This window comes from Acinetobacter sp. MB5 (assembly GCF_003261585.1).
In the GTDB taxonomy this organism is placed as follows: domain Bacteria; phylum Pseudomonadota; class Gammaproteobacteria; order Pseudomonadales; family Moraxellaceae; genus Acinetobacter.
Genome location: NZ_POVU01000014.1, coordinates 42,117 through 68,679, shown reverse-complemented (window position 1 = coordinate 68,679; position 26,563 = coordinate 42,117). Strand labels below are relative to the sequence as shown.

The window sequence follows — 26,563 nt, the reverse complement described above, 5'->3', positions numbered from 1 at the left end:
GTTTTTAGGCAAACATAACTCCCATACCTTCCTTAACAATGGCACAGAAGATTTGCACTGGGTTTGGTTTATGACACCAAGTGGTTTGGAAGGTTTCTTCCGAGATATCGGACGTCCACGTACCGAAGGTGAACCTGCCCCAGAACCATTTGATCGTCCAGAGAATATTGAACAGATCGAAAGTTCAGGCAATGGTGTTTTTGCTTACACCAAGAATTAGAGAATGTTGTGATGGAAAATATCTTTTTTACAGATGAGGGATCAGGTGAAGCTGTTGTGCTGATCTCTGGTCTGGGGGGACGCGCTTCATTTTGGAGTCAGGTCGTTCCTTTACTGTCTACTCATTTTCGGGTGATCACTCTTGATCATCCCGGAGTGGGGCAGAGTCAACTCGATGCAGAGCAACCGAGCATCACTGGAATTGCAGATGCTGTGATTCAAATTCTGGATCATCTACAGATTGCCCGTGCCCACATTTTAGGTCATTCAACAGGCAGTTTGGTGACACAGACATTGGCATTAAAACACCCAGATCGAGTCAACAGTATTGTGCTTAGTAGCGGATGGGCAAAGCCAGATCGTCGCTTTATTGATTTCTTTCATTACCGTAAAGAGATCCTTGAGCAGATGGGTGAGGATGCCTACAACGAATTAACCCGTTATATGGCCTATCCATCTGCGTACTATGGAAAAACGTTCAAGAAAGAAAAGTCTGGCTCATCTGTAGAGAGTTCTGCGAATAAATCCATGATTTTAAAGCGTATTGATATGCTTCTGAATTATAGCTGCATTCAGGAACTGCATACGTTACAGCTTCCGACGCTTGTGATTGGGGCAAAAGATGACTACATCGTGCCATTCGATCATTCCATACAGCTTGCACAGCTGATTGCAAATGCGCAACTGGTTGAACTTGAGGGCGGGCATTTTACCCCGAAAGTCAAACCCCATGCGTATGCGGAAATCATCAGATCATTTTGGGAGGCAGTATGAGCCTTAAAAAAATTCAGCGTGTTGGCATTATTGGACTCGGGGCAATGGGTTCCTATGTGATTGGCGCATTACAACGTAATTATCCAGATTTGGCATTTGCCAGTCTGTTAAATGAGCCAGCGAATGCTTTGCAGCTTGAGAGTTTTCCTGCACTGGACTTTGTGTATAGCGTACAGGATTTGATTGCATGGTCACCTGATATTGTCGTGGAGTGTGCAGGGCATGATGCCGTGATTGATCATGTTCCCGCTTTACTGAAAGCAGGTATTGATACGGTCATCGCATCCATCGGTACGCTTGCCGATCCTGAAATTTTTGCTGCGCTGAACCATGCAGCCAATCTTGGAAACACCAAGCTGGCATTGGTTTCTGGAGCAATCGGTGGCTTGGATGCGTTACGTTCTGCCAAAGCCTCGGGGTTAAAGCAAGTGCAATATACAGGTCGTAAACCACCACATGCGTGGAAAGGTTCACCTGCTGAAACTGAATTCAATTTGGATGAGATCACTGAACCGACTTTGATTTTCCAAGGCACTGCCACTGAAGCCGCGATCAAATATCCCAAAAATGCCAATGTTTGTGCAGCCGTTGCGTTGTCGGGCGTTGGTTTTGACCAAACTCATGTACAGCTCTTTGCCGATCCGAGCGTGCATCAAAATATTCATGAAGTTCAAGTAGATGGTAACTTTGGTGAATTTCATATTCGCTTAAGTAACAACCCTTTACCACAAAATCCGAGAACTTCTTGGCTTGCAGCGCTCAGCATTGAAGAGGCTGTAACCAAACAACTTAATCATTTAACTTTTTAAAGGAACAAAGATGAGATTAGAGAATAAAATCGCATTGATCACAGGTGCGGGGGCAGGGATTGGCGAAGCAACAGCCCATTTATTTGCTCAACAAGGCGCAAAAGTCGTTGTAGCAGATCGTAACTTTGACAATGCTGCGCGTGTCGCTGCTGCGATTGGTGAAAACGCGTTTGCGGTTGCGGCAGATGTAGCAAAAGCTGAAGATGTCAAAGCAATGGTTCAAGCCAGCGTAGAGCATTTTGGTGGACTCGACATTTTGGTCAACAATGCAGGTTTTGGTTGTTTGGGTACAGTGACAACGCTTGAAGAAGATTTGTGGGATAGCGTGATTGATGTGAACCTTAAAGGGGTTTTCCTGTGCTCTAAATATGCTATTCCTGAACTGATTAAACGTGGTGGCGGTTCTATTGTGAACCTTGCATCGACGATTTCGGTGGTTGGTATTCCTGACCGTGCTGCTTATGTTGCAGCAAAAGGTGGTGTGGCTGCATTAACCCGTGCGATGGCACTTGACCATGCCAATGAAGGCATTCGTGTCAATAGCGTTGCACCAGGTGTGATCAATTCAAGTTACTACGACAAAATCTTCCAGCAAGTTGAAGATCCTGTGGCATTTAAAAAGGGCTTAGAAGCACGTTCACCACTCAATAAAATGGGTGAGCCAATTGATATTGCCAATATGATTTTATTCTTGGCATCTGACGAATCTTCATTTTCAACAGGCGCAATGTTCACGATTGATGGAGGTTATACCGCACGATAATTTAATGAAAAATCAGAGTAATAGGACCCATTACTCTGATTTATTTACCTGATAAAAAATAGAAAAATACAAGAGATAGAACATCTTTTAAAACGTTTTGTTGGTATAATTTAGCATGTAATTTATATAGAAAAGAATGGATGGTTTATGTTGGAACAAGACCAAGATACTCAGCGTGTTCATACCGTCAGTGTGACAGATGTCGCCAAAGCTGCGAATGTCTCTGTTGCGACCGTATCGAGGAGTTTTAACAAACCAGACGTTGTTAAACCTGAAGTTCGTGAGCGAATTTTAAAAATTGCAGAATCAATGGGATACACTGCAAACTCAGCAGCCAAAGCATTAAGATCAAAAAAAACCAATGTGATTGGTGCAATTATTCCCACTTTGGATCACGCGATCTACGCCACCATGATTAATGCTTTTCAGAATAAACTGTCTGAACAAGGTTATGTGGTTTATATTTTGTCCTGTGGATTCGATGCCAGTAATATTTTTGACAAAGTCACGCTATTGCTTGAGCGCGGAGCAGAGGCGCTGCTCATTGTAGGTGAGATTTTAGATAAAAATTTAGAAGCCTATTTGCAGAAATTTAAAATCCCAACGATTTGCACTTACTCTTATCATCATGATGCTAAATTTCCATTTATTGGATTTGATAATTATGCATCGACCACCAGCATGTCTGAGTATTTATATGGCTTAGGGCACCGAAATATTGCTATGATTTCTGGGCCGTTACAGGGCAATGATCGCCAGATTGCACGAGTCGAATCTTTTAAAAACTTTATGGATTCCAAGCAATTAAAACACTATGTGATTGAAAGTAAAAATCAGTACAACATTACCTTTGGTAAGGATGCGTTGAAAACCATTCTGCAAGATTTCCCAGAAGTCACCGCGATTATTTGTAATAGTGACGTCATCGCATTTGGGGTTTTGGCGGGGGCGAAAGAGCTGAAAATTGCAGTGCCAGAGCAGATCAATGTCATTGGTTATGATAATTTGGAATTTACCGAATATCTTAATCCACCACTAACAACACTAAATATTCCTGCCGAAGAAATGGGCAAACTCAGTGCGGAAGCCATCTTGAATAATCTCAATCAAAAAGTTCCAATGCAGTCACAGTTGCTTGAAACAAAATTGATCGTGCGCGATTCAACGGCTCAGCGCCAATAAGTTTTAACTTGCTCTAAAAATGATTAAAGCTGGATAGATTACGAAGCCTATTCAGCTTTTTTTATTTACCCATGCATAAAATGAAAAACCAGTGGCAACCAAATTGCTGTAAAAATTCCATTCAGTGCCATGCCAAACGTTGCAAACTCACCTGCAACAGGGCTGCGTTGCCAAGCCTGTGCTGTGCCAATCGCATGTGCTGCCAAGCCTAGAGCTAAACCTGCTGCGCGCTCATCATCAATATTTTTTAAAATTAAAGATGAAAATGACGCACCAATTACACCTGAAAGAATCACAATCAGCGTCACCAACGTTGCAGGGGCATGAATAATTTCTGCAATATTCAAGGCAATCGGTGTGGTGATTGCCCGTGTTGTAAAGGCAAGAATGGTGGGTTCAGACAAATGAAGTAAATAAGCCAAAGTGACAGGTAAGGCGGAAGCGGTAAAGCTTGCGAAAACCAACATTTTGCTGAATTTTTTTAAGGGTAAATCCTGATATTTCATACAGGCTAAAGGAATCGCAAGCGCAACAGTCACATAGCCTAAGAGACGGCTAAATAAAGGCTGCACAGCATGACTATAGTCCTGATACGAAATCTTAAATATTGAAATTAATGCCAGAATAATAAACATCGAAAAGACAATAATTGGGATTTTTGGAAAAAGAGCATTCAGTTTTTTTGAAATCAGATAACCAATAAGCGTCAATGAGAATGCGATAATCAGTAACATGACATGCTCCCTGTGATGAATTTTTTACTGATCAAAGCATAAACCCACAAGGGAATTAGCGTACTGAATATCAAAATCCCTAAAAAGATCAATAAAGAGTCCTTAAGATGAAATAGCATGATCAATGACCCAACACATACAGGTAAGAAAGCAAAAGCGCTTTCTTTCATTAATGCGCTGCTTGAAAAAATGAGGCTGGAAGGAATCTGTCTTATTTTTTTCCAGATCAGCATGATTGCTAATAATAAAAATAAACCTGCAAGATTCCCTAATTCTGGATGAGCAACATGGTTCATAGCCGCATAAGCCAGTTCACGACAGCTAATAATGAGCGCAACGACAAACACGCTCGCTTTTAAATTGAGAGTCATAGTCAAAATAATTACAGAGTAATAAGGAATAGTATATTTTTTAAAAATCAAAATGTAAACGTTTACATAGAAGTCAGCCTATTCTTGATTAAAGAAATTAGGACAATTTATACAGAATTTTATGCAAAGAAAGCATGAGAGACGATAATTCATATAAAAAGCCCGAATCGCGAGGATTGGACTTTACTATGAGTTCAAAGTGCTGAATTAAAACAATAAACTAGTTTAGTTTGTATAGGTGGATTATGGCATTCTTGGGTAAATTAATGGTTTATGGCTTTCACTAATTCCTGAATATGGATCTCTAGCGTATCCAATGCAGGGATCGACAAAATAGTGTCCTTGAATATTAAGGGTAGCTCAGTACAACCCAATACGATTGCTTCGATCTTATCTTCATCGCGCATTCGTTGAACAATTTGAAGCATTCGTTTTTGCGTTTCTGCCGAAATAATCCCATGTTCAAGTTCTTTAGAAATTTTCTCTGCAATAAATAACTGTTCATCGTCATGAGGAGTGATAACATCCATTCCAGCATCTAGGAATGGCTTTTTAAAGAACTCAGCTTGCATTGTAAACTTTGTCCCTAGCAATCCTATCTTTGCGTAATCCTGACGTTGAGCAGCATCTTTTGTCGCTTCAACAATGCTCACTAATGGAACAGAAGATTTCGCTTGAAGCTGATCGAAAACAATATGAGGTGTATTACCCGTTAATGCGATGACTTCTGAGCCACCTGCAATCAGGCTATTAATTCCTCTCATAAGATATGAAATAAGCCCATCAAAGTCTTTCTTTTCACAAAATGCTAAAACATCAAATACATTTAAGCTTTCAATCGCTAAATGAGGAAAGAATGTTGGCCCAACCTCTTTTTGTAATAAATAAACCAATTTTTTATAATAAAGCAGTGTCGATTCTGGCCCAATCCCACCAATTAACCCGAGTTTTTTCATTGCTGAACCTCTTGTCTGTGCCCTGTTGTTGTTTTTCCTGCCATGCTCCAGTTATCCATCTTAACTTCATTAATAATCACTAAAGTTGTTGCAGGATCTTTATTTAAAACAGCCACCAATCGCTGTGTAATTCCTTCAATAATCCATTTTTTTTGTTTAACTGTTGGTGCTTCACTCCCACCAGTCACTTTTACATTCACAAAAGGCATTGAACGTGCTCTAAAGCCTATAAATTAATGTGTTTGATATTAGAGGGTAGTTATATTCAATAAAATTAAATAATATTGAATGAATTACTTAATTTTATTGAATCATGGAAATCAGCCAACTTAAAACGCTTATCGCCCTTATTGAAACTGGAAGCATTACTGCGGCAGCACAAAGACTCAATCGAGTACCTTCTGCTATTACAATCCGTATACAGCAACTTGAAGATGATTTGGGTACATCACTTTTTATGCGAGAGAAAAAGTGTTTAGTCGCTACCCCAAAAGCAATGTTACTTTATGAATATGCAAAGAAAATTATAGAGTTAGCAAAAGAAGTTGAACATAAAATTAAAAGCGATCAACCTTATGGGCCTTTGAGGGTCGGAGCATTGGAGAGTATGGCTGCATCAAAATTACCACTCCCACTTGCTCGGTTATATGAAACCTATCCAACAATCGAATTAGAATTAATTACGGGTATTCGGGACACGTTGTATCAATCTCTGATAGATGGTGCGCTAGATGTGGCTTTAATTGGGGATGCTCCTCAAAACCCGATTCTAGGCAGAACTTTAATTTTTGATGAGGAGTTAATTATCATTGCTCCTAAAGGGCATTCTCCAATTCTTACCCCATCTCATACCAAGAACGCTACTGTCCTTGTATTTAAAGAGGGATGTTCATATCGAGATCGGCTGTTGAGTTGGTATCAATTATTCAATATGACACCTAAAAGAATTGCAGAGGTCACTTCCTACCATACAATATTAGGAGGTGTGGCGGCAGGGATGGGGATTGCGATCATTCCCAAATCCATGCTTGATATTTTTCCGAACAGAGACTTACTATCGATACACCCGATAAATACAGAATTAGGTAGAATACAAATCGAATTAATTTGGAGAAAGGAATTAGTTTCTGCAAATATCCAAGCTCTTGAAAAATGTCTTAAAAGTGCGAGATCTGCCACAAATTAACTTATGTTTACCTAAAGTTTAGTTCATAAGTTGTTTATAAAGTTCTTATTATATAAATTGATGTCAATTTGAAATTTACTTTATATATAAATGGTACATAAGATTATGTTCACTTTTTAGTTAACTTAAAGTTGAATTTAATTCAACCACGGATCATAGAAATTGATAGTGAGATCACTTAGTATGAAAATTATATGTTGTAGAGATAATTTATTTCTTTTATTAATTGTAGTGTGAGTCATATTATGCCGTATTTTGTATTAAGTTGTGTGGACAATGAAGGTGTTCTTGAAAAGCGTTTGGCAACTCGCCCAGAGCATGTGGAACGCTTAAATAAACTTAATCAGGAAGGGCGGTTAGTGACAGCAGGAGCTTTGCCTAAAGATCCAGATAATATTAGTGCAGGCTTTCATGGCAGCATTATGATTGTTGATTTTGATAGCCGAGAAGAGCTGGATACATGGTTAAAAGAAGAACCATTTATTCGTGAAGGCATTTATGCTCATGTCGATGTAAAAGTTTTTAATAAAGCTTTTCCTGTAAATTAAAGATTTTGTGTTTTATAACCCCGACTAAAATGAAAAGTTATTTTAGTCGGGGTTATCTATTTTATAGGCTAAATCTTTCTAGCTCAAAAGAACGTATTTATTTTAAAAATATAAAAATAATTCAATTCTTATCTTCATTTTGTGTACGCAACTTTTCATCAATGACTGCTCTCTTACATATTCATTTGGGATGTTCAGTCTGCATATTCTTTTAACTTAAGTTGACTTTTTAGTTAACTTAAAGTGAATTTTATTTCAATTTTATTATCCAAAAAATTAACTTAGACTTTAAAAAAAGGTCGTGGATAGTACAAATGACAGGTAAGTTCAATAAAATTGGTGCAAATAGCGCTGCTTTTCCAAGTTTGACCCCCGAGCAGTTGGTGGAAGGTTTAGTTAAGTATGGCTATCGTGGCGTCGAGTGGCGAGTAGCAGATGCACAGCGTGTAAATGGTAATCTTCTAAAGCAGCCTGCATTTTCAGATAATCTTTGTACTATTCAACCTAATCTAGAATCAATCGAAAAAATTTCTGCACGCTGTCAAGACGCCAATATCGAGATATTCGGGCTGAGTCCTTATATTCCTGTTGGTGACCTAGACTATTGTAAAAAAATGATTGAATTTGCACATGTTGCCAATCAATCTCGTATCCGAATCTGGGCACCATTTACGGATACCACAGCCAAATATCAAGAAAGTTATGCTCAATTCCGTCGTTTTATCGATGAGGTTTTACCTAAAGCCCAAGACCTGAATATCCAATTGGCACTTGAAATCCACCAAAGAACGATTTGTTCAAGTGCATCACTCGCAATGCGTGTTGCGGAAAATTATCCAGAAGATTTATTGGGTGTGATTTATGACATGGGAAATTTGGCCATCGAAGGCCGAGAGAACGTGCAGTTGTCCCTTGATCTTATTGGAAAATATCTGACACATGTCCAGATAAAAAATGTTGGATATCAACGTTTAGCACAACATAAGGGTTGGAGTTGGTATTGGGAAACAATCGAGGATGGTGTTTTGCCGATCCAGAAAATGTTGACTACGGTGATGGAAAATAACTTCAACGATTGGTTATCTATTGAGGATTTCTCAAGTTACCGCAGCGATTCAGAAAAGTTGGAACATAACATTCAGCTTATTCAAAACTATTTAGATGATGATTTTTTTGCAATAGAAAAGGAAGTAGTTGCTCATGCCAAATAAAAGTTCCTCAACACAAATCGCCCTTGTAACGGGTGCTGGTGGAGAAATTGGACAAGCGCTTTGCAGACGCTTACATAAGGATGGATTTCAGATTATTGCGGTCGATATTTCTGCAAAAGTTGCTCAAGGGCTCGTTGATGAGTTGAATCATGCTCGAGAGGATAGTGCAGATCTTATTTTAGCTGATTTAGGCAACCACCATGCAATTGAAGATTTAATTGAAGAAATTCAATCTAAATATACCCAAGTCGATGTGTTGGTTAACAACGCAGCCTTAAATTTACGAGGCTCTATTTTGGATTTTCAGGTCGAAGACTGGGACAAAATGTTTGCAGTAAACCTGCGTGCGCCTGCATTACTCAGTCAAAAGCTGAGCAAGTATTTTATACAACAAAATAGTGGGCGAATCATCAATATTGTATCGCGTTGCTGGGTTGCTGGTGGACCACCTGCATATGTGTCATGTAAAGCAGGTTTAGTCGGATTAACTCGTTCAATGGCAAGAGAATTAGCACCATATAACGTTACGGTGAATGCGATTGCACCTGGGATTTTACCATCAGCTTTTACCTTAGATGGGCGCGATATGGACGAATTCAATAAGATTGCTGCAAACGCGATTCAGGACACGCCAATTAAGCGCCTGACGACACCAGAAGATGTTGCAAATACTGCTGCATTTCTTGCGTCAGAGGATTCTTCATTTATTACCGCAGAAGTGATTCATGTTTGTGGTGGTGGCCAGTTAGCACCATTTGGACGCAAATAAATAATCATACTGGATGATTGATAACTTAAAAGTTATAGCTATAACAAGGATATGAATATGGCTAACACACATGCAAAAAAAGCTGCTTTGAGCAGCTTTCTAGGAAGCGTTGTTGAGTATTATGATTTTTTTATTTACGGAACAGCAGCCGCATTAGTATTTAATCAAATTTTTTTCTCACAGGAAAATAAAACCGCTGGCACATTAGCCGCATTATTAACTTTCGGAATTGGGTATATTGCCCGTCCTGCAGGGGCATTGATTTTCGGACATATTGGAGATAAATTCGGCCGAAAAAAGTCATTAATGATTGTATTAATGCTAATGGGATTAGCGACTTTTGGTATTGGAGCATTACCAACTTATCACCAGATTGGTGTATTCGCACCCATCTTGCTGGTTATTTTTCGATTGTTACAAGGCTTATCAGCAGGAGGTGAACAGGTTGGTGCAAGTCTACTTACAATGGAACATGCACCATCTGGCAAACAAGCTTTTTATACAAGTTGGTTACTTAACGGAGCTTCAATTGGTGCAATTTTAGCATCGGCAGTTTTTATTCCTTTAACGAAGTTTCTTAGTGAAGATCAGTTGTTGGCATGGGGATGGAGAATCCCATTTTTACTGAGCGCTTTCATGGTGGTTCTTACATGGATTATTCGTCGCAGTGTAACAGAAAGCCCTCAATTTGAACTTGAGCTCCAAAAGAAATCGCAAAACAACGAAAAAGAAGTTGTACCTGTATTCTCTGTTTTTAAGAATGAATTTGGTTCATTTTTAACTGTCTTTTGTTGTGCGTTGATTTGCTCAATTTCATCTCTGGTACTTATTTTTGGTCTGTCATGGGCAACCAACAATCAAGATGTTGATCGCACGTTAATGCTGACAGCTATATCCGCTTGCCAATTCGCAGCATTATTCTTTCAGCCTTTATATGGATTTTTGGCCGATCGGATAGGGAAACGAGTAATTTTTGTGGTGGGCTGTGTTGCTTGTGCATTTGGATCATTTTTATATCTGTGGTCGATCACAACAAATTCAGCTTATCTCATTATTTTCTCTGCGATTTTACTTAAAGGTGTCTTTTATAGTGCGCCAAATGCATTATGGCCATCTTTATACGCCGAAATGTTTAGCTTGAAAAATCGTTATACAGGCGTTGGCTTGGCAACTCAGATTAGCTTTATCATATCTGGATTTGCACCAAGTATTTGCTATTTCATTATCAGTTCTGGCGGAGGTTGGATTGAGCTCGCAAGTTTCTTTGCTGCCCTTTCTCTGATTGCCGCAATCTCAGCCTATTTGTCACGCTTTTTAAAAAAAGATCCAAATAGAGCACTCCAAAATTTAAAACAGATTTAATTTTATTCAAAAAATTATGGTCTGATCATAGAAATATCAGGCCATAGCACTCTTTTACTCAAAATTTAGCATAAGGATAATGCAAATGTTTGAAATTAATGCAAAGCTGAATAAGCGATTTTTAACTCTCCTCTCTTTGATGGTGGTTGGTGGATCCTGTTTAAATCATGCCGCTTATGCGGATGATCAAAATTCTTTTATTGATGATGCAACCCTGAATGTAAATTTGCGAAATTTTTATATGAATCGTGATTATCAAGGTGATCGTGTCAGGGATACTGGGGAAGCATGGACTCAAAGTCTTATTACAGACTTTAAATCAGGGTATACCCCAGGAAAAGTTGGATTTGGTGTTGATGTTCTTGGGCTTTATAGTTTTAAGATTCGTGGAGAAGATAATCAAATCGGTACCCAGTTATTGCCTGTAAAAGACGATAATTCTCAAGCCAATAGTTTTGGTCGAGTAGCAGTGGCCGCAAAGATGAAAGTCTCGAATACTGAACTTAAGGTTGGGGAATGGTCGCCTGTATTGCCAATATTACGTTCAGATGATGGGCGTTCTTTACCTCAAACCTTACAAGGTTGGCAGCTTAGTTCTTCTGAATATAAAAATTTAAATTTATATGCAGGACAGTTTTTTCAAAATAGTCCACGTGATACTGATCATATGGATGATATGTATATCAATAGTCATAAATCAGTTTTTTCAGATCAGTTTAACTTTGCTGGGGCAGATTATTTATTTAATCAGAGAAAAGATAAGATATCCTTATGGTATGCTCAACTTGCTGATATTTATCAACAAAGCTATATTCGCTACGATAAGAGCTTTCCACTTAATGATTTAACTTTAAAATGGGATGTTGCCTATTTGTATGGTCAAGAACAGGGTAAAGCGAAAGCAGGAAAACTGGATAATAAAGCATTGTTTTCGACAGCATCTTTGGTGGGTAAATATCAGAAAGTATCCTTTGCTGTTCAACAAATGAGAGGCAAAGATAGTTTTCTACGAGTGAATGGCGCGAGTGGAGCTACACTCGCGAATGATAGTTTTACTTCAAGTTATGACAATCCAAATGAGCGCTCTTGGCAACTTCGTTATGATCTGAATTTTGGTCAATGGAACTTGCCCAGCTTAAATGTGATGAGCCGTTATATTTATGGTGATGGTGTTGAAAACTCACAAACGCAAAATGGGCGAGAGCATGGCTGGGAAACTGAAATTGGCTATACCATAAAAACGGGATGGTTGAAGTCATTGAGTATTAAACTAAGACATTCTGAGTTACGTAAAAACTGGGGAAATACGAGTAGTTTTAATGATAATCGGGTGATTCTAAATTATACCATTCCTTTATTTAACTAATTATTAATATAGGTTTTTTTAAAGTTAGGAACTATTGAAAAAATGTTTTTGATAGTTCCTAATTGATGTAATGTAAAGCTTTTAATATCTTGCAAGGAAGAAGATGGTTCAATCACTCATTAAGTTACGGCACTTACGCTTCTTTATTACAGTGGTAGACATGGAGAGTTTTAGTAAAGCTGCAGACAAGCTTCATGTTACGCTTTCGGCTGTTTCTAAATGTATGAAAGAATTAGAAGATGAGCTGAATGTCCAGCTCCTGAAAAGAAATCGAAAATCAATTCAAATGACAAGAGCAGGGGAAGAGTTTTATAAACATGCCTCACAGACATTGTCGAGCTATAATATGGCACTTTCTTTAGACTTAGACAACAAAACTGAAGAATATTCCATCACAATTGGTGCTCTACCGACAGCAGCTGGCATGATTCTGCCTTTGGCGATCCATGCACTAAGAGAAAAATTTCCAACCATACGAGTGAAAATTTTATCTGGTGTCTATGAATATTTAGTTGAAAAACTTCATACCCAAGAGATTGATTTAATTCTTGGGCGTCTTATCGGAAAAGATATGACGGGCGTAATTTTCGAAACACTATATGAAGAGGACTTATTTCTTGTTGTTAAAAATGGTCATCCTCTTCTTTCTAAAAAGAAAATATCTTTAGAAGATATTATTCCCTATGATATTTTAGTTTCACCTAAAAATACATTAGTCCGTATTACAACTGATAACTTCTTAATATCTGAAAATAGTTTTAATCAAGAATATAAATTAATCGAATGTACGAGCGAAACTTTTTCAAGAGTATACGTGACTGAGTACGATGCTGTTTGGTTTGTTCAAAAAGGAATCGTGAATTTAGATTTAAATAATGGTTTATTATCAAAACTTGATTTTCAAAATAATTTACTTAGAGGCCCTGTAGGGATTACTACATTAGCTGATAAAAATCGTTCTTTAGAAGTCAAAAGCTTTATTGATATTCTTAAAAAAGTGAGTGCAATGAACTTCTAAATAATTGAAAGACATTCTAGTTTTAACAGATTGTCATAGAGGTGATGAAGGTCGACCACAATTGGCATATGCTAAATCTGAAATACCATCTTGATTGAGCTTCAGAATAATCCAAGTAATTTGACGGGTTGAAAGATTGAGGATTTCAGCAGCACGGACTTGAGTATTTCCTTGTCTGACATAGTGATCAGCATCTCTTCTATTTATATCCAGCCCATGATGGTGAAAACCATCATAAACTAGACATTTTTATTGGTGAGAATATAGACACTTTAAATGGGTTCTAACATTCATATTTCGCATAATATCAATTATGTTAATTTTAGATTTCCTTAATTTTTTAGGCTATGTATTAGATGAACATTAAAAAAATATTGCCTGCTGTATTCAAACAAGGTTCTCAAATAATCGCAGCGACTACAACTCCATTATTTCAAATATGGATTCCTGATCCAACAGGAATTATTCCAAATTCCATTGGAGTAGTAATGACTACAGTTGGTGAAACCATAGCAGATACATTAGATAGAAATATGTCACAGCAAGAAGTTATACGTACGAATAAGGCTTATATTTATTTCGTAGAAAAATTAGAAAGTAATTTAAATAAAGGTCTTCAAATAAGAAATGATGATTTTTTTAGATCTCCTGTAGGATACAGAAAGCCTGCAGAAGAACTATTTGAAGGGATGCTTGTAAAAGCTAGAAATCAATATGAAGAAGCAAAAGTTAAATTTTTTTCCAATTTATATGCAAATGGATGCGTAGATCCAGATCTTTCTCCACAAATGATTTCATTATTTATTTTGATTTTAGATAGATTGAGTTTTAATCACTTAGATCTACTTAATAGATTCGAAAAATTAGGGCAAGAATCTTTGTGGCAGGCTAATGATATTTATACTTTACAAAAAGAGAATCCACTTCTACTAATTTGTATAGAAGAACTCAAAAACCTAAATCTAATTACTCCTACGTTTTGGGGTGACTCACCTCTATTAATTACTGATTTAGGGAAAAAATTTATCAAATCTATTGAGTTTAAGGATATATTTGAATTTACTCATAATGTATGTATTTCTAGGAATAATCCTGCTAGGTAGTAATTTAACCGAAATAGTAGATATCAAATTCCTTTATCATTATTTATTTAACATAATCCGCATTATACGAAATCCAGCTGTAAGCCCAAAATAGAAATGTCCGGTTTCTCCAAAGTAAAAATGTCCGCTTTTAGAATATGCACTTTTGTGATTATCGAAGCGGACTGTTTGATATGTTGGTGTCTATGTCGGATAAAGAACTTAAACGATTATCGGTCTTGCAGGAAATCTGTGATCAACGCATTAGCCAGTCTCAGGCTGCTCAGCTGCTTCATATTTCAGAGCGTCAAATCAGACGCTTATTACAAAAATATAAAGCTCAAGGTCCAGCTGCTTTAGCCCATGCGGCACGTGGCCAAACCAGCAACTCTAAGATTCCTGAAGAACTCAGACTGAAGTGCCTCAATATTGTCTCTGATCAATTTCATGGTTTCGGACCCACCTTAGCCCATGAAAAGCTGACCAGCATTCATGGCTTGGATATTTCTGTGGAAACATTGCGTTCCTGGATGATTGCAGCCAATTTGTGGATTCCTCGCTCTAAACGCCTGAAACGACCCTATCAGCCTCGTTATAACCGAGATTGTTATGGTGAACTGATCCAAATTGATGGCTCACACCATGACTGGTTCGAAGGACGTGCTCCTAAATGCTGTCTACTGGTGTTTATCGATGATGCCACAGGAAACTTACAGCACCTACGTTTCTGTGAATCAGAATCAACCTTTGACTATATGCTCTCAACTAGAGCCTACATTGAACAACACGGTAAACCATTGGCGTTTTACAGTGACAAGCACTCTGTCTTTAGAGTGAATCAAAGCAGTAAGAAAGACACCAAGATTACGCAATTTGGGCGCGTACTCAGCACGCTCAATATCGACATCATCTTTGCCAACTCACCACAGGCCAAAGGGCGTGTAGAACGCGCCAATAGAACTCTACAGGATCGTTTGATCAAAGAGATGCGACTGGAAGGGATCTGTTCAATTGAGCAAGCCAATGCATGGCTACCCCGCTTTATTGAGCAGTTCAATCTAAAATTTGCGAAGACAGCCTTTAACCCCAAGGATCTACACCGAAGTGTCACTGAAACCCCTGAGGAATTAGATGATATTTTTACTTGGCGTGAGTCACGTAGAGTCACCAACAGCCTGACCATTACGTATGATAAATGCGTATATATTCTGGAAACCACTGAAGAAAATCAAAAGCTGATCGGCAAATATATTGAGTTTTTAGAATACCCAGACGGAACTGTAGCGATTGAATATCAAGGGAGAAAAGTCAGTTACAGCATCTTTGATAAATTAAGTCAGTTGAACCAACGAGAGATTGTTGAGAATAAACGTTTGGGTTCTGTGCTGGCACATATTCAACAGCAGCATGAAGAATTGGAACAGCATAACCAACGGAATCGTTCTCAAAAGATGCCAAGTAGACGTGCACAGAAGACAGCTATTCAACAGCGAAATCTAAATCCTGTGCTTGACTTGGAAATGCCTGTATAGGACATTTCTATTTAGTTATTAGGTAGGACATTTCTACTTGGGAATAACACCAGCTGTTAGAAACTATTTAAAGTGTCTGTATTCTCACCAATAAAAATATCTGGCCTATGATATATGAGTTTATAAGTCTATTTATTGGGATAAATAAAAAAGAGTTGGAATACCAGTATATTCCAACTCTTTCAATGGCTTAAATTTGAGCTGCTGTTACAGCAATTTCAATTAACCAGTTCGGGTTAACTAAATCTGCTTGAATGGTCGCGCGTGCAGGAGTTGCATTGCCTTTTAACCAATCCACCCAAATTGCGTTAAATTTTGGAAAATCTTCTAGGTTTTTGATGAAAACCTGAGCTGAGATCAATTTAGTTTTATCCGTGTTCGCCAAAGCCAACAACTCATCAATCGTTGCCAAGATCTCTTTGGTTTGACCTTCAATATCCAAATCAGTATTTTTAGGTACTTGGCCAGATAAATAAACAACGCTGTTGAATACAGTCACTGCACTCATAACTTCCGTTGTTTTAAAATGCTCAATGCTAGAATTTGACATGTATGATTTCTCTACGGTTGATTTAAAAAAGTAACTCGTGATGTGACAGCGCACATCAGTTCATAGCCGACTGTTCCAGATGCGCTTGCGACATCATCAATCGGTAAAATTGTACCCGAAGAAGATTTGCCCCAAAGTACAACTTCACTGCCCACTTGTGCATCGCTAATATGGGTGACATCGACAGCCAGCATATCCATACTGACCCGCCCAATCAGTTGAGTTCGAACCCCATTCACCAAAACTGGCGTACCTGTTGGTGATACACGTTGATATCCATCTGCATAACCACAAGCCACAATCCCGATTTTCATTGGCCCTTGTGTTGTAAATGTTGAACCATAGCCAATGGTTTCATGATCTTGCAAATCCTGAATTGCGATTAATTCACTTTTCAGGGTCATAGTTGGTTGCAGGTTCCAGTCTTGAATGGTGTGTGTTGGATAATCTGGTGAACTACCGTAAAGCACAATCCCGCTACGAACATAATCTGAATGAAGCTTATAGCGAAGAATAGCTGCACTATTACTGATTGAGCGTTTACCTGGTAAATCTTTGACAGTTTCTTCAAAGGTTTCTAATTGATAGTTAATGCCTGGTTGTCCTAAACGCTCACCATCTGCATCGGAAAAATGCATCATATGCGTGATGCTTTTGATTGCAGGATTTGAATTGAGTTGATTCCAAGTACTGATATATTCGCTTGGTTTAAAGCCTAAACGGTTCATCCCGCTATTCATTTTTAAAAACACATCAAATTGAGCAGGATATTGGTGTTGTTGAACCCATTTCACCTGTGTTTCATTATGAATCGCAAAACTCAAGTTATATTGAGTGCAATCAAAAAGGTCTTGAGGTGAGAATATCCCTTCAAGCAATATAATCGGCCCTTCCCATCCTAAAGCACGTAACTTTTTCGCTTCAGCAATATCGAGTAGCGCGAAGCCATCAGCGGTTTTAAATGCATTGTAAACATTTTCAATGCGATGACCATATGCATTTGCTTTGACTACGGCAAAGACCTGACTATTTTCAACGGTACTGCGAACCATAGCCAAGTTATGTGCTAATGCTTCATGATGAATAATTGCCGTAATTGGACGTGACATCGTTTATTCCCAACCTATATTTGAAATCTTGATGAATGACTATGTGGCCTTTTCACCAATTTCTAGATGCTGCTCTCTAAATTGATAACTAAAACAAGAAGGTATGACGTATAGAGATGATTATTTACATCACGCCTACGACCAAAAAATGCATAGAAAATACGAGTATATTTTCATTTGATTGATCTTCAACAGGAGGTCTTGTAAATCATTGCTTGTATGAAATGGTAAATTTGGGGGACTTAAACCCGAAATCTATTTTGATTCATCCAATGAATCTACCCGTAATAACCTGTCTAATTCCAGTTAATTCACCTAGTATATTTTTAAATAAATAGGTGATTTCACTATTTTTATGGCTTATTTATAGATAATTTATTTATTTTTCTCGTCTATATTAGAAAAAGCCAATAAATTCATTATATAGGTCAAATCTTCTATAGGCTTGATTTTAGATGAATATCTAAAACGAAATTAATTTTTTAATAGAATTGGTGCTACAACTACTACAAAGTAGGTAGCAATTCTTTTAGAAAAATTAGAAATTTTCGGTGATCTCTCAGTACACAGGTTTAAATCGTTACCTCAATATTATGGCTAGCAAGATCCCTATGTAGAAAATCACTCCACCACTGCATCATCCGTGCGCGATGCTCTAGATAATCGGCATGATTATAAGAACCTCGAGTGGCATTTTTATCGGTATGTGAAAGTTGAGCTTCAATCCACTCACTTTTAAATAATCCACTGTCATTTAAAATCGTACTCATGGTTGATCTTAAACCATGTGAAGATAACTCATTTTCATTATAACCAAGCTTCCGAATAAATGTATTGATTGCGTTGATATGTATATGTTTGTCGATATTTCTTGGGCTTGAAAACACGTATTTTTCACCATGAGACCATTGCATTGCTGAACGTACGACCTCAACGGCCTGTTCAGATAATGGAATCACATAATCTGGTACATCAATTCCCAATAAAACCTTACGTCTTAATTGCTTAACATGAATGGCAGGAATCTTCCAAAGGCGTTTTTCCAAGTCAAAATGTTCAGGTTTTGCCGATATCAGCTCTGCCCCACGCACACCCGAATATAACTTTAACCATAGCGCTTTTTTAATCATTGGGTGAGATTTTTTATTATTAATCCGCATTATAAAATCAGGAATCTCATTTAATTTTAAATGTGGATAATTGATTTTAACTTTAGTGGTAATTAATACTTTATGTAGCTGATTGGCGATATTAAATTCAATATATCCGACTGCAACAGCATAATCAAAAATCTGATTTAAATAACTACAGGCTTTTTTAACGGGTTCTTTTACACCGCGACTTTCAATGGTACGGATCACTTGTACCAGATCAAAACGTTTTAACTCTGCAAAAGGGAGATCACCAATAATCGGATTAAGTTCCTGCTCAATACATTTTTTCGCCAGTTGTAAAACACCACAACGCGGATAATCACCCAGTGAATTACGTGTTTTGAAATCCAACCATTCTTGCGCAACATCCCGGAAACATAAAACTTTACTTACAGATTCAGTCTCACTTTGTCCGAGTAGTTCGGATTGAAATTGATCACGGTTCTGTCGTGCCTGTTTCAGCGTGACTTCGGGAAAATGCCCCAGCCTTTTTTCTGAACGACGGCCATGTGCATTACTATAACGATATTTCCAGTATTTATTTCCACTTGGTTCAATGACCAGACTTAAGCCTTCGTCATCTGCCAATTGATACTGTTTACTCTGAACTTTTGCCTTTTTGACCAGAATTTCCGTTAAAGCCATGCAGTGACCTGATTTTTTACATTGCTGTGAATGATACACTCAAATATGCTTTTATTCAAAATAAGACATTTATAAATGATGCGTAAGTAACGCATCACGTAAAATTTTAAATAATTGTTTTTATTAAAAAATAAAATTGGTATTCAATTAAAACAACCATATGACCAACCATTTTTATGCTTTCAATTTCTTTGCTTGAATCGTTAGCAAAATGGCTGATGCTTGTAGATATGCTGGATTAAATGATTTAAATCCATTGATATGGAAAAATTGAGACAAACTTTATCTAAGCAGAATGTTGATGAGTGAAGAAAATGCTGACTGGAAGATGGTTGATGTATGCCTCAAATTTTTTACTGAGTTTATTTGCCAGTATTCTGATTTTTTCTGAATCATAGCCTTTATCTGCAATTAGATAATCTGCCTGACCGATCTCACAAATCAACTGCGCTGCAACTTGGCTATCGTGGACTTCACCTCCAGTGATTTTACAATCAATCGGTAATCCATTTGCGTCGGTTGCAAGATGGATTTTTGTGGTTCTTCCACCTCTAGACTGTTCAATTGCTCGCTCGAAACCATGCTGAGCTCCACTTGCATGTTGATGCGTGCGTATGTAGCTTCCGTCAATGAATACCCATTCTTGATCCAATATTCCTCGTAGTTTAAAAAAATTTACCCCACAAGCCCTTACATGCCCAACGATTAAAACGGTTATATGCTGTTTTCTAAGGACAAAATTCTTCAGGAATATCACGCCATGTCGCACCTGTACGTAATTTCCATAAGATGGCTTCCATGATATTTCTACTGTTCTTTGAACAAGAACAACCATGAAACTGCATCGTAGATTGAATCTGTTGCCAAATATCATCAGTGAGTAGAGTGCGTGCCATTGAAAAATATATAAATAAAAGGATTTAAATAACTCTTTTAAACATTTAAAACCAATTTTTCAAATGAAGATACGCTCTAGTAAATTTTAATATTTAACAACTTGGTTATTAATTAATATATCTAAATTCTATTCAACGTAACCTCTTATCCTAACTGAAAAATTGGTCACGATACACTCTGATCTCTTTTCAATTTTATGGATGTTGCCATGAAAAATATCATCCAAAGCATTGATGACATCATAAATAGCAAGATTCGGATTTTTCTCAGACATTCTATTTGGTAATGTTTTACTTAAGTTAAATGATTTCTGTGAGTGACCATGTCAGACGACACGAATTATATTCGGATTGCAAAAGCAATTGAATATATCAATCAAAACTTCAAGGAACAGCCAAGTTTATCGAAGATCGCAGAACATATTCATTTAAGTCAGGCACATTTTCAGCGAATCTTCACTGAGTGGGCAGGAATCAGCCCTAAGAAATTTTTGCAATATATTAGTCTGGAACATGCCAAAACTATTTTAAAAAATCATAAAGAGAACAGTGTATTAGACGCCACATTTCATACAGGCCTTTCAAGCACTAGTCGTTTGCATGATCTATTTATACAGATCGAAGGGATGTCCCCTGCTGAATATAAAAATGGCGGTGCTTCGTTGCAAATTAATTACAGTTTTTCAGAAACAGTTTTTGGTTCCATCATTATTGCATCTACAGTCAGAGGCATTTGCTTCATGGCTTTTACAGAAGACCATGAAAATGCTTTTACACAGCTTAAAGCTCAGTTTCCACATGCAAAATTTGTGCAGCAAGAAGATGCCTTGCAAAAGCAGGCAATTAGCGTTTTTCAATTAAATCATGGCGATTTATCTAAAATTAAGCTGCATCTTAAAGGCACGGAATTTCAGCTTAAGGTTTGGGAAAGCTTACTTAAAATTCCGATGGGAGAGCTGACAACATATGGTGAAATTGCCAAGGGTATAGGCAATGACAAAGCGGCCCGTGCGGTAGGTACAGCAATTGGGAGTAATCCTGTTGCCTTTCTCATTCCATGTCACAGGGTAATTCAATCCTCTGGACATTTTGGGGGGTACATGTGGGGAACAACGCGAAAAACTGCCATTATTGGCTGGGAAGGAGCAAAAACACATGAACTCGGCTGAGTTAGCAGAATATTTTAAACATCAACTTGCTGAACTGGATTGGGATTCAATTGCTCAAACAATGCATGATCGTGGATTTGTGGTACTGGAAAAATTTTTAACCGAGTATCAATGTGACGTTATAAAGAATAATTATGTCCATCCAACACTGTATCGTAAAACAGTCGATATGCAACGTTATCGGTTTGGACTGGGTGAGTACAAATATTTTAATTACCCTTTACCCCACCTGATTCAGCAACTACGTACGCAAATGTATTCATATCTCATGCCGATTGCGAATGCTTGGTTTAAAGCGCTGAATTTCGAACCCGTTTTCCCTGAAACACATCAGGATTTTTTGCAACAGTGTCATGAACATGGACAACGCTATGCAACCCCATTAATTTTAAAGTACCGTAAAGATGGCTTTAATACCTTGCATCAAGACTTATATGGTGAAATTTATTTTCCAATTCAACTGGTCATTTTTTTAAGTCAGGTCAATGTCGATTATCAAGGTGGCGAGTTTGTTTTAACTCAACACATTCCGCGTGCTCAATCTAAAGTGACTGTATTGCAACCCCAAAAAGGAGATGTACTGATTTTTACGACACAGTTTAAACCTGAAAAAGGAACTCGTGGCTATTACCGCGTCAATATGAAACATGGTGTAAGCCCACTTCATTGGGGTGAACGGTATACATTAGGGATTATTTTTCATGATGCAGTCCGTTAAAATGCGACATCATGAACTGATTACAGACTCAGTGATTTGATTTTGACTTGGACAAGGAAAAACCTTTAGGGTGGAAATAAGCTATTCAAAATTTACGGCACGTTGTATTGCCGTTCAGGAAAACGCTTGAAACGCAAAAATCGTGTGTGTTTTTAAAGATGTGTCTGAAGCTTTGCGATTAGGCTGCCGCCCCTGTAGGCATTGTATAAAAAAGAAATTATGGTTTGAAAAAATGGATCTGTTTGAGCATGAAAATCTGAATCGAAACTTACTTCCGTATGATGGTACAGTTTTATATTTCGGTTCAATCATTTCACTACAGCAATCTGATGTGTATTTCGATGAGTTATTACATGGAATTGACTGGAAAAATGATGAAGCGATTATCTATGGGAAACGTATCATCACCAAACGGAAAGTGGCTTGGTACGGAGATTATCCATTTTCATATACCTATTCCAAAACTACAAAGCATGCTTTAGCTTGGAATCGTATATTACTGGAATTAAAAGAAATTGTAGAGCGAAATACAGGCGAATCTTTTAATTCTTGCCTGCTGAATCTTTATCACGATGGAAATGAAGGAATGGCGTGGCATAGCGATGGGGAAAGCGATTTAAGAAAAAATGGTGCTATTGCATCGTTAAGTTTTGGGGCTGAACGGAAGTTTTCCTTTAAACATAAAGTCTCTCAAGAAAAAGTCGAAATTGTTTTGGCACATGGTAGCTTGTTAGTCATGAAAGATACCACTCAAACCCACTGGTTACATCGTTTACCTCCAACTACACGTGTCACTACTGCACGGATAAATCTCACATTCAGGCAAATTGAACATTTTAATATTCAGACTTAGTTTTTCAATTTTCATGAACTGAATAAATAGATAAAGTGTCCAAACGATTGAACTACTTGTCTAAGAAAAATAAGAATATCCAATAAACTCCTTAAACAGACTAAATCTCTTGAATCCGTTGAATCAATAGCTGCATGAGATGCCCCGCACCCACAGTCAGTTGACGTCCCAAACGGGTGACCACATGAGTTTTCTCAGAAAAACTACTCTGATTCTTCAAAGGCAGCGCAACCAATTCCAAGTTTTGTCCTTCAGAATTATTCACCATAAATGCAGGAATCAGCGTCACTCCGCCATAAGAGGCATAGATTTTCAAGGTATGCAGGTTATTACAAATCAATGTAGGCGATAAAATAACCCCTGCTTCATTTTCAATATCACTGACCAGATGACGAATTCCATGAGTCGTATCAGGTAATGCCAGACGGTATTTACAAATATCTTTGAGTAAAATCGGTTCATTTTTCTGAGTTAATTCATGGTCTTTATGGACAACCACACTCATTGGATGGTTAAAACTCATATGGGAACGGATTCTTGGGTCGCGATTGGGATTAAACACAACACCAATCTGCGCTTCATCTTCAGAAACCATCCGCAAAACCTCATTGGTTGAGGCGATACTCAAATAGGTTTTAATTGCAGGGTATTTTTCGGAAAATAATGAAAGTACTTCAGAAACTTTTGAGATATAACCCTCGCCTATCGCCAAAGTCAGCGTGCCCTTTTGCAGTCCCTTAAGTAATTGAAAAGATTCTAATAAATTATCCTGTTCGATCAGACGGTTTTTATAATATTCCAGTAAATACTCACCCGCTTCTGTCGGTTTTACCCCACGCCGATGCCGCTCAATCAGCACAACAGCAAGCTCACTTTCGAGTGCACTAATTTGCCGACTAATCGCAGAAGGTGCGACATCAAAAAAATCGGCTGCTGCGCGAACACTTCCCCTTTTGGCCGCCTCATAGAAAAATTTAATTCGGTTTTCTTGCAAAATACTCATGGGCAAACGCCTTTATCAGTGTTGCGTTTAAAGCAACAAATGTGCATTTTTAGATTATTGAATAGAACATTATGCGCTGTCTATACTCCTAGCTGAAATTTAGTCAATAAGAAGATGACGTTTCATTCTTCCACTGCTCAGTGTTTTAAAAAGAAGCGTTTTAAAACAAGGAAATAAATATGAAAGTTGGGATATTAGGATTAGGCAATATGGGCGCGGGGATGGCATCTACCCTGCTTAAAAAATCATTTGATGTTTATGGTTTCGATCTGAATCCAGCAGCCAGACACAAAGCGACTGAGAACGGCATAAAAACAACTCAAAATTTAAGTGAATTATTGAGCCAGATTGAAGTCCTGATTCTTTCCCTGCCAAAAGCTGAACATGTAGAAGCGGTTTGTTTAGGTGAAAATGGCGTATTAACCCATGCCATCTCAGACTTAATCGTGATCGATACGACGACATCAACGCCTGAAACCAGTCGTAAAGTTGCTCAAGCCCTGCAACAAAAAGGCATCCAGTTCATTGATGCACCTGTTTCTGGTGGGCCAATTGGCGCTGCAACAGGCACCATGACCATGGTGGTTGGCGCAGATGAAACTGTTTTTCAGCAAGTACAGCCTATATTACAGGCGATGAGTAAAACTCAGGTGCATGTCGGTGATGTTGGCTCAGGAAATGTCGTCAAAATTGCCAATAACCTACTGGCAGCAGCACATTTGATTACGACGGCTGAAGCAGTCAGTTTGGCTCACCATGCAGGGGTGTCGCCTGAAAAATTATTAGAAGGAATTAATGCAGGTTCAGGACGCAGTGCCGTGAGCGAAGTTTCTTTCCCGAAATGGATTCTCAATCAACGTTATGACTCGGGTTTTACAATGGGGTTGATGCGTAAGGATGTCGGCTTGGCGCAGTCTTTAGCGGATCAGCTCGACCTCAACTTGCCGCTATCGCAACAGATTATTCAAATGTGGCAAGACAGCAAGCAACTCATCGCCGATAGCGAGGATTTTAACTGCATCGTCAAGCAAACCGATGCCGCCCTTTTTTCTCATCAGGAGAATGAAAATGATCAATAACTCAATACAATCCTTAATACAAAATTTTCTCCCTGATTTCACTGAAATTGGCAGCTTGATTAATGGTGAAATTGTCTTGGGTACAGGTGAAGAAATTCAGCTTTACCGTGCACATGATGCCTCTCTACTGCTTTCGTTTCGTGATGCAGATCCATCGATTATCGCAACATTAGATCAAGTTGCTCATCAGGCACAGCAGCAATGGCAACAACAGACCGCTGCACAGCGTGGACGCATTCTTTTTCAGGTTGCACAACTGATTCGTCAGCAAGCGGAATATCTTGCTCAGGTTGAATGTTTAACATCAAACAAGCCGATCAATGATGCAAAAGGTGAAGTGCTGCGTGTTGCCGAAATGTTTGAATACTATGCGGGATGGACAGATAAATTACATGGTGAGGTCATACCTGTTCCGACCAGTCATTTAAACTATGTCCGTTATGAACCTATCGGAACCGTGTTTCAGATCACTCCGTGGAATGCACCGATCTTCACCTGTGGTTGGCAACTTGCACCTGCGTTGGCGGCGGGAAATGCCGTGATTTTAAAACCGTCTGAACTCACCCCAGTCAGCTCGATTTTGGTTGCCAAGATGATTGAACTGGCAGGAGCACCCAAAGGCTTGGTGAACGTGATCGCTGGTTATGGGCACACCATTGGTCAGGAAATTATTGCGCAAGCCGACATTGGCAAAGTCTGCTTTGTGGGTTCTCCGCAAACGGGTCGACATATTGCCAGCGCTGCTGCTGCACGTTGTATTCCTTGTGTTTTAGAACTCGGGGGTAAATCTGCCAATATCATCTTTGAAGATGCCAACTTAGATCAGGCACGTCAGGGTGCGATGGCAGCCATCTTTGGTGGCGCGGGTCAAAGTTGTGTTTCTGGTTCACGCCTTTTGGTTCAAGACAGTATTTTTGAGACTTTTGTAGCGCAACTTGCAACGGCATCACAGAAAATCAAAGTGGGGAATCCTGAAAGTCCGAGCATTGATATTGGCCCGATCAACAATCGCAAGCAATTTGAACATGTCTGTCATATGTTAAACATTGCACAGGAAGAAGGTGCAACGATTGCAGGAAATACTCAGCCGATCTTATCGGATGAAGGGTTTTATATTCAGCCGACGGTTTTGGTAGGCAATAATGAAATGCGCTGTGCCCAAGAAGAAATCTTTGGCCCTGTCGTCGTTGCAATTCCATTTAAAGATGAAGAAGATGCTGTCCGTATTGCCAATCAAAGCAATTTTGGACTGGCAGGTGCGGTTTGGACCAATGATGTCGCACGGGCTCACCGTGTCGCAGCCAGCGTTAAAGCGGGAACATTCTGGATTAACAGTTATAAAACCATTCATGTCAGTTCACCATTTGGTGGATATAAACAAAGTGGCTATGGACGCTCCTCAGGTTTAGATGCACTTCGTGAATATAGTGAAGTAAAAAGTGTTTGGGTTGAAACAGCCAATCAACCAACGTTCAGTTTTAAATATGGCCCAAGTGAGGGATAAA

At 38.5% G+C, this 26,563-nt stretch carries 27 protein-coding genes and 2 pseudogenes; 19 read left to right on the top strand and 10 right to left on the bottom strand.

From position 1 onward, the window contains the following. From C1A47_RS13890 to C1A47_RS13870, 5 genes are all read left to right on the top strand, one after another. On the top strand, nt 1-220 hold a 220-nt coding region (locus tag C1A47_RS13890), incomplete at its 5' end, for a hypothetical protein (protein WP_264756272.1). A gap of 11 nt (nt 221-231) precedes the next feature. Continuing rightward, nucleotides 232-993: an alpha/beta fold hydrolase gene (locus C1A47_RS13885; protein ID WP_227539788.1), complete on the top strand. Its 762-nt coding sequence runs from the start codon at nt 232-234 to the stop codon at nt 991-993. Next, nucleotides 990-1,802: an aspartate dehydrogenase gene (locus C1A47_RS13880; protein ID WP_111895619.1), complete on the top strand. Its 813-nt coding sequence runs from the start codon at nt 990-992 to the stop codon at nt 1,800-1,802. The genes C1A47_RS13885 and C1A47_RS13880 overlap by 4 nt, the downstream gene beginning before the upstream one ends. Nucleotides 1,803-1,812: 10 nt before the next feature. Further along, entirely contained in the window at nt 1,813-2,565 is a 753-nt protein-coding gene (locus C1A47_RS13875; RefSeq protein WP_111895618.1) for an SDR family oxidoreductase, read from the top strand. Between the two features lie 147 nt (nt 2,566-2,712). Next, a complete protein-coding gene (locus tag C1A47_RS13870; RefSeq protein ID WP_111895617.1) occupies nt 2,713-3,747 on the top strand; it encodes a LacI family DNA-binding transcriptional regulator in 1,035 nt (344 codons plus the stop codon). Between the two features lie 65 nt (nt 3,748-3,812). Here the strand turns inward: C1A47_RS13870 and C1A47_RS13865 are convergent, their stop codons facing one another. From C1A47_RS13865 to C1A47_RS13850, 4 genes are all read right to left on the bottom strand, one after another. Further along, on the bottom strand, nt 3,813-4,481 hold the full coding sequence (locus tag C1A47_RS13865; protein WP_111895616.1) for an LrgB family protein: 669 nt from the start codon (nt 4,479-4,481) through the stop codon (nt 3,813-3,815). Further along, on the bottom strand, nt 4,472-4,852 hold the full coding sequence (locus C1A47_RS13860; protein ID WP_111895615.1) for a hypothetical protein: 381 nt from the start codon (nt 4,850-4,852) through the stop codon (nt 4,472-4,474). Before C1A47_RS13860 ends, C1A47_RS13865 begins: the two co-directional genes overlap by 10 nt. 263 nt (nt 4,853-5,115) lie before the next feature. Beyond that, complete coding sequence (locus C1A47_RS13855) at nt 5,116-5,808, bottom strand: aspartate/glutamate racemase family protein (protein WP_111895614.1); 693 nt, start codon at nt 5,806-5,808, stop codon at nt 5,116-5,118. Then, nucleotides 5,805-6,017 carry a tautomerase family protein gene (locus C1A47_RS13850; protein ID WP_111895613.1) on the bottom strand — a complete coding sequence of 71 codons (213 nt, stop codon included), beginning with the start codon at nt 6,015-6,017 and terminating at the stop codon, nt 5,805-5,807. The genes C1A47_RS13855 and C1A47_RS13850 overlap by 4 nt, the downstream gene beginning before the upstream one ends. A 104-nt stretch (nt 6,018-6,121) precedes the next feature. Here C1A47_RS13850 and C1A47_RS13845 point away from each other — a divergent pair, with 104 nt between their 5' ends. From C1A47_RS13845 to C1A47_RS13815, 7 genes are all read left to right on the top strand, one after another. After that, entirely contained in the window at nt 6,122-6,994 is an 873-nt protein-coding gene (locus C1A47_RS13845) for a LysR substrate-binding domain-containing protein (protein ID WP_111895612.1), read from the top strand. Nucleotides 6,995-7,239: 245 nt separating this feature from the next. Then, nucleotides 7,240-7,542: a YciI family protein gene (locus C1A47_RS13840; RefSeq protein WP_111895611.1), complete on the top strand. Its 303-nt coding sequence runs from the start codon at nt 7,240-7,242 to the stop codon at nt 7,540-7,542. A gap of 314 nt (nt 7,543-7,856) precedes the next feature. Then, nucleotides 7,857-8,753 (top strand): sugar phosphate isomerase/epimerase family protein, encoded by an 897-nt coding sequence (locus C1A47_RS13835; RefSeq protein ID WP_111895610.1) that lies wholly within the window; start codon nt 7,857-7,859, stop codon nt 8,751-8,753. Further along, nucleotides 8,743-9,522, top strand: a complete 780-nt coding sequence (locus C1A47_RS13830; protein ID WP_111895609.1) for an SDR family NAD(P)-dependent oxidoreductase — start codon at nt 8,743-8,745, stop codon at nt 9,520-9,522. Before C1A47_RS13835 ends, C1A47_RS13830 begins: the two co-directional genes overlap by 11 nt. Nucleotides 9,523-9,573: 51 nt before the next feature. Beyond that, on the top strand, nt 9,574-10,884 hold the full coding sequence (locus C1A47_RS13825) for an MFS transporter (protein ID WP_111895608.1): 1,311 nt from the start codon (nt 9,574-9,576) through the stop codon (nt 10,882-10,884). 85 nt (nt 10,885-10,969) lie between these two features. Continuing rightward, nucleotides 10,970-12,250 carry an OprD family outer membrane porin gene (locus C1A47_RS13820; RefSeq protein ID WP_111895607.1) on the top strand — a complete coding sequence of 427 codons (1,281 nt, stop codon included), beginning with the start codon at nt 10,970-10,972 and terminating at the stop codon, nt 12,248-12,250. A gap of 103 nt (nt 12,251-12,353) precedes the next feature. Continuing rightward, the gene (locus C1A47_RS13815; protein ID WP_111895606.1) at nt 12,354-13,268 is read left to right on the top strand and encodes a LysR substrate-binding domain-containing protein; all 915 of its coding nucleotides are present in this window, start codon (nt 12,354-12,356) and stop codon (nt 13,266-13,268) included. Here C1A47_RS13815 and C1A47_RS17885 read toward each other — a convergent pair. Continuing rightward, nucleotides 13,268-13,481, bottom strand: a pseudogene (locus C1A47_RS17885) (hypothetical protein); the annotation flags it as partial. The gene C1A47_RS13815 and the pseudogene C1A47_RS17885 sit on opposite strands and share 1 nt — an antisense overlap. 143 nt (nt 13,482-13,624) lie before the next feature. Between C1A47_RS17885 and C1A47_RS13805 the strand changes: the two are divergent. Further along, the gene (locus tag C1A47_RS13805) at nt 13,625-14,371 is read left to right on the top strand and encodes a hypothetical protein (protein ID WP_111895605.1); all 747 of its coding nucleotides are present in this window, start codon (nt 13,625-13,627) and stop codon (nt 14,369-14,371) included. Between the two features lie 185 nt (nt 14,372-14,556). Further along, complete coding sequence (locus tag C1A47_RS13800; protein ID WP_111895604.1) at nt 14,557-15,882, top strand: ISNCY family transposase; 1,326 nt, start codon at nt 14,557-14,559, stop codon at nt 15,880-15,882. A 190-nt stretch (nt 15,883-16,072) separates the two neighbouring features. On the opposite strand, the gene C1A47_RS13795 is transcribed toward C1A47_RS13800, so the two are convergent. The 4 genes and pseudogenes from C1A47_RS13795 to C1A47_RS17880 all read right to left on the bottom strand — a co-directional run. Next, complete coding sequence (locus C1A47_RS13795) at nt 16,073-16,432, bottom strand: RidA family protein (RefSeq protein ID WP_004904874.1); 360 nt, start codon at nt 16,430-16,432, stop codon at nt 16,073-16,075. An 11-nt stretch (nt 16,433-16,443) separates the two neighbouring features. Then, nucleotides 16,444-17,541, bottom strand: a complete 1,098-nt coding sequence (gene alr / locus C1A47_RS13790; protein ID WP_111895603.1) for an alanine racemase — start codon at nt 17,539-17,541, stop codon at nt 16,444-16,446. 572 nt (nt 17,542-18,113) lie between these two features. Further along, nucleotides 18,114-19,340: a tyrosine-type recombinase/integrase gene (locus tag C1A47_RS13785; RefSeq protein ID WP_111895602.1), complete on the bottom strand. Its 1,227-nt coding sequence runs from the start codon at nt 19,338-19,340 to the stop codon at nt 18,114-18,116. A gap of 376 nt (nt 19,341-19,716) precedes the next feature. Then, nucleotides 19,717-20,236 (bottom strand): annotated as a pseudogene (locus C1A47_RS17880) (IS5 family transposase); the annotation flags it as partial. Between the two features lie 323 nt (nt 20,237-20,559). Between C1A47_RS17880 and C1A47_RS13770 the strand changes: the two are divergent. From C1A47_RS13770 to C1A47_RS13755, 3 genes are all read left to right on the top strand, one after another. Further along, nucleotides 20,560-21,405 carry a methylated-DNA--[protein]-cysteine S-methyltransferase gene (locus tag C1A47_RS13770; RefSeq protein ID WP_111895599.1) on the top strand — a complete coding sequence of 282 codons (846 nt, stop codon included), beginning with the start codon at nt 20,560-20,562 and terminating at the stop codon, nt 21,403-21,405. Then, nucleotides 21,392-22,123: a 2OG-Fe(II) oxygenase gene (locus C1A47_RS13765; protein WP_111895598.1), complete on the top strand. Its 732-nt coding sequence runs from the start codon at nt 21,392-21,394 to the stop codon at nt 22,121-22,123. The genes C1A47_RS13770 and C1A47_RS13765 overlap by 14 nt, the downstream gene beginning before the upstream one ends. A 232-nt stretch (nt 22,124-22,355) precedes the next feature. Beyond that, nucleotides 22,356-22,976, top strand: coding sequence for an alpha-ketoglutarate-dependent dioxygenase AlkB family protein (locus tag C1A47_RS13755; RefSeq protein WP_111895622.1), 621 nt, complete (start codon nt 22,356-22,358; stop codon nt 22,974-22,976). Nucleotides 22,977-23,076: 100 nt separating this feature from the next. Here C1A47_RS13755 and C1A47_RS13750 read toward each other — a convergent pair whose 3' ends face one another. Then, a complete protein-coding gene (locus C1A47_RS13750; RefSeq protein WP_111895597.1) occupies nt 23,077-23,979 on the bottom strand; it encodes a LysR family transcriptional regulator in 903 nt (300 codons plus the stop codon). A 179-nt stretch (nt 23,980-24,158) separates the two neighbouring features. Here C1A47_RS13750 and C1A47_RS13745 point away from each other — a divergent pair, with 179 nt between their 5' ends. Together C1A47_RS13745 and C1A47_RS13740 are read left to right on the top strand one after the other, a co-directional pair. Continuing rightward, nucleotides 24,159-25,058, top strand: coding sequence for an NAD(P)-dependent oxidoreductase (locus tag C1A47_RS13745; protein ID WP_111895596.1), 900 nt, complete (start codon nt 24,159-24,161; stop codon nt 25,056-25,058). Further along, entirely contained in the window at nt 25,048-26,562 is a 1,515-nt protein-coding gene (locus tag C1A47_RS13740) for an aldehyde dehydrogenase family protein (RefSeq protein WP_111895595.1), read from the top strand. Before C1A47_RS13745 ends, C1A47_RS13740 begins: the two co-directional genes overlap by 11 nt. Nucleotide 26,563: the final 1 nt, after the last annotated feature.

What these genes read in the sequence shown, in the direction of transcription:
- C1A47_RS13885 (WP_227539788.1), top strand. Translation starts at nt 232, where the DNA reads ATGGAAAATATCTTTTTTACAGATGAGGGATCAGGTGAAGCTGTTGTG.
- C1A47_RS13880 (WP_111895619.1), top strand. Translation starts at nt 990, where the DNA reads ATGAGCCTTAAAAAAATTCAGCGTGTTGGCATTATTGGACTCGGGGCA.
- C1A47_RS13875 (WP_111895618.1), top strand. Translation starts at nt 1,813, where the DNA reads ATGAGATTAGAGAATAAAATCGCATTGATCACAGGTGCGGGGGCAGGG.
- C1A47_RS13870 (WP_111895617.1), top strand. Translation starts at nt 2,713, where the DNA reads ATGTTGGAACAAGACCAAGATACTCAGCGTGTTCATACCGTCAGTGTG.
- C1A47_RS13865 (WP_111895616.1), bottom strand. Translation starts at nt 4,481, where the DNA reads ATGTTACTGATTATCGCATTCTCATTGACGCTTATTGGTTATCTGATT.
- C1A47_RS13860 (WP_111895615.1), bottom strand. Translation starts at nt 4,852, where the DNA reads ATGACTCTCAATTTAAAAGCGAGCGTGTTTGTCGTTGCGCTCATTATT.
- C1A47_RS13855 (WP_111895614.1), bottom strand. Translation starts at nt 5,808, where the DNA reads ATGAAAAAACTCGGGTTAATTGGTGGGATTGGGCCAGAATCGACACTG.
- C1A47_RS13850 (WP_111895613.1), bottom strand. Translation starts at nt 6,017, where the DNA reads ATGCCTTTTGTGAATGTAAAAGTGACTGGTGGGAGTGAAGCACCAACA.
- C1A47_RS13845 (WP_111895612.1), top strand. Translation starts at nt 6,122, where the DNA reads ATGGAAATCAGCCAACTTAAAACGCTTATCGCCCTTATTGAAACTGGA.
- C1A47_RS13840 (WP_111895611.1), top strand. Translation starts at nt 7,240, where the DNA reads ATGCCGTATTTTGTATTAAGTTGTGTGGACAATGAAGGTGTTCTTGAA.
- C1A47_RS13835 (WP_111895610.1), top strand. Translation starts at nt 7,857, where the DNA reads ATGACAGGTAAGTTCAATAAAATTGGTGCAAATAGCGCTGCTTTTCCA.
- C1A47_RS13830 (WP_111895609.1), top strand. Translation starts at nt 8,743, where the DNA reads ATGCCAAATAAAAGTTCCTCAACACAAATCGCCCTTGTAACGGGTGCT.
- C1A47_RS13825 (WP_111895608.1), top strand. Translation starts at nt 9,574, where the DNA reads ATGAATATGGCTAACACACATGCAAAAAAAGCTGCTTTGAGCAGCTTT.
- C1A47_RS13820 (WP_111895607.1), top strand. Translation starts at nt 10,970, where the DNA reads ATGTTTGAAATTAATGCAAAGCTGAATAAGCGATTTTTAACTCTCCTC.
- C1A47_RS13815 (WP_111895606.1), top strand. Translation starts at nt 12,354, where the DNA reads ATGGTTCAATCACTCATTAAGTTACGGCACTTACGCTTCTTTATTACA.
- C1A47_RS13805 (WP_111895605.1), top strand. Translation starts at nt 13,625, where the DNA reads ATGAACATTAAAAAAATATTGCCTGCTGTATTCAAACAAGGTTCTCAA.
- C1A47_RS13800 (WP_111895604.1), top strand. Translation starts at nt 14,557, where the DNA reads ATGTCGGATAAAGAACTTAAACGATTATCGGTCTTGCAGGAAATCTGT.
- C1A47_RS13795 (WP_004904874.1), bottom strand. Translation starts at nt 16,432, where the DNA reads ATGTCAAATTCTAGCATTGAGCATTTTAAAACAACGGAAGTTATGAGT.
- alr (WP_111895603.1), bottom strand. Translation starts at nt 17,541, where the DNA reads ATGTCACGTCCAATTACGGCAATTATTCATCATGAAGCATTAGCACAT.
- C1A47_RS13785 (WP_111895602.1), bottom strand. Translation starts at nt 19,340, where the DNA reads ATGGCTTTAACGGAAATTCTGGTCAAAAAGGCAAAAGTTCAGAGTAAA.
- C1A47_RS13770 (WP_111895599.1), top strand. Translation starts at nt 20,560, where the DNA reads ATGTCAGACGACACGAATTATATTCGGATTGCAAAAGCAATTGAATAT.
- C1A47_RS13765 (WP_111895598.1), top strand. Translation starts at nt 21,392, where the DNA reads ATGAACTCGGCTGAGTTAGCAGAATATTTTAAACATCAACTTGCTGAA.
- C1A47_RS13755 (WP_111895622.1), top strand. Translation starts at nt 22,356, where the DNA reads ATGGATCTGTTTGAGCATGAAAATCTGAATCGAAACTTACTTCCGTAT.
- C1A47_RS13750 (WP_111895597.1), bottom strand. Translation starts at nt 23,979, where the DNA reads ATGAGTATTTTGCAAGAAAACCGAATTAAATTTTTCTATGAGGCGGCC.
- C1A47_RS13745 (WP_111895596.1), top strand. Translation starts at nt 24,159, where the DNA reads ATGAAAGTTGGGATATTAGGATTAGGCAATATGGGCGCGGGGATGGCA.
- C1A47_RS13740 (WP_111895595.1), top strand. Translation starts at nt 25,048, where the DNA reads ATGATCAATAACTCAATACAATCCTTAATACAAAATTTTCTCCCTGAT.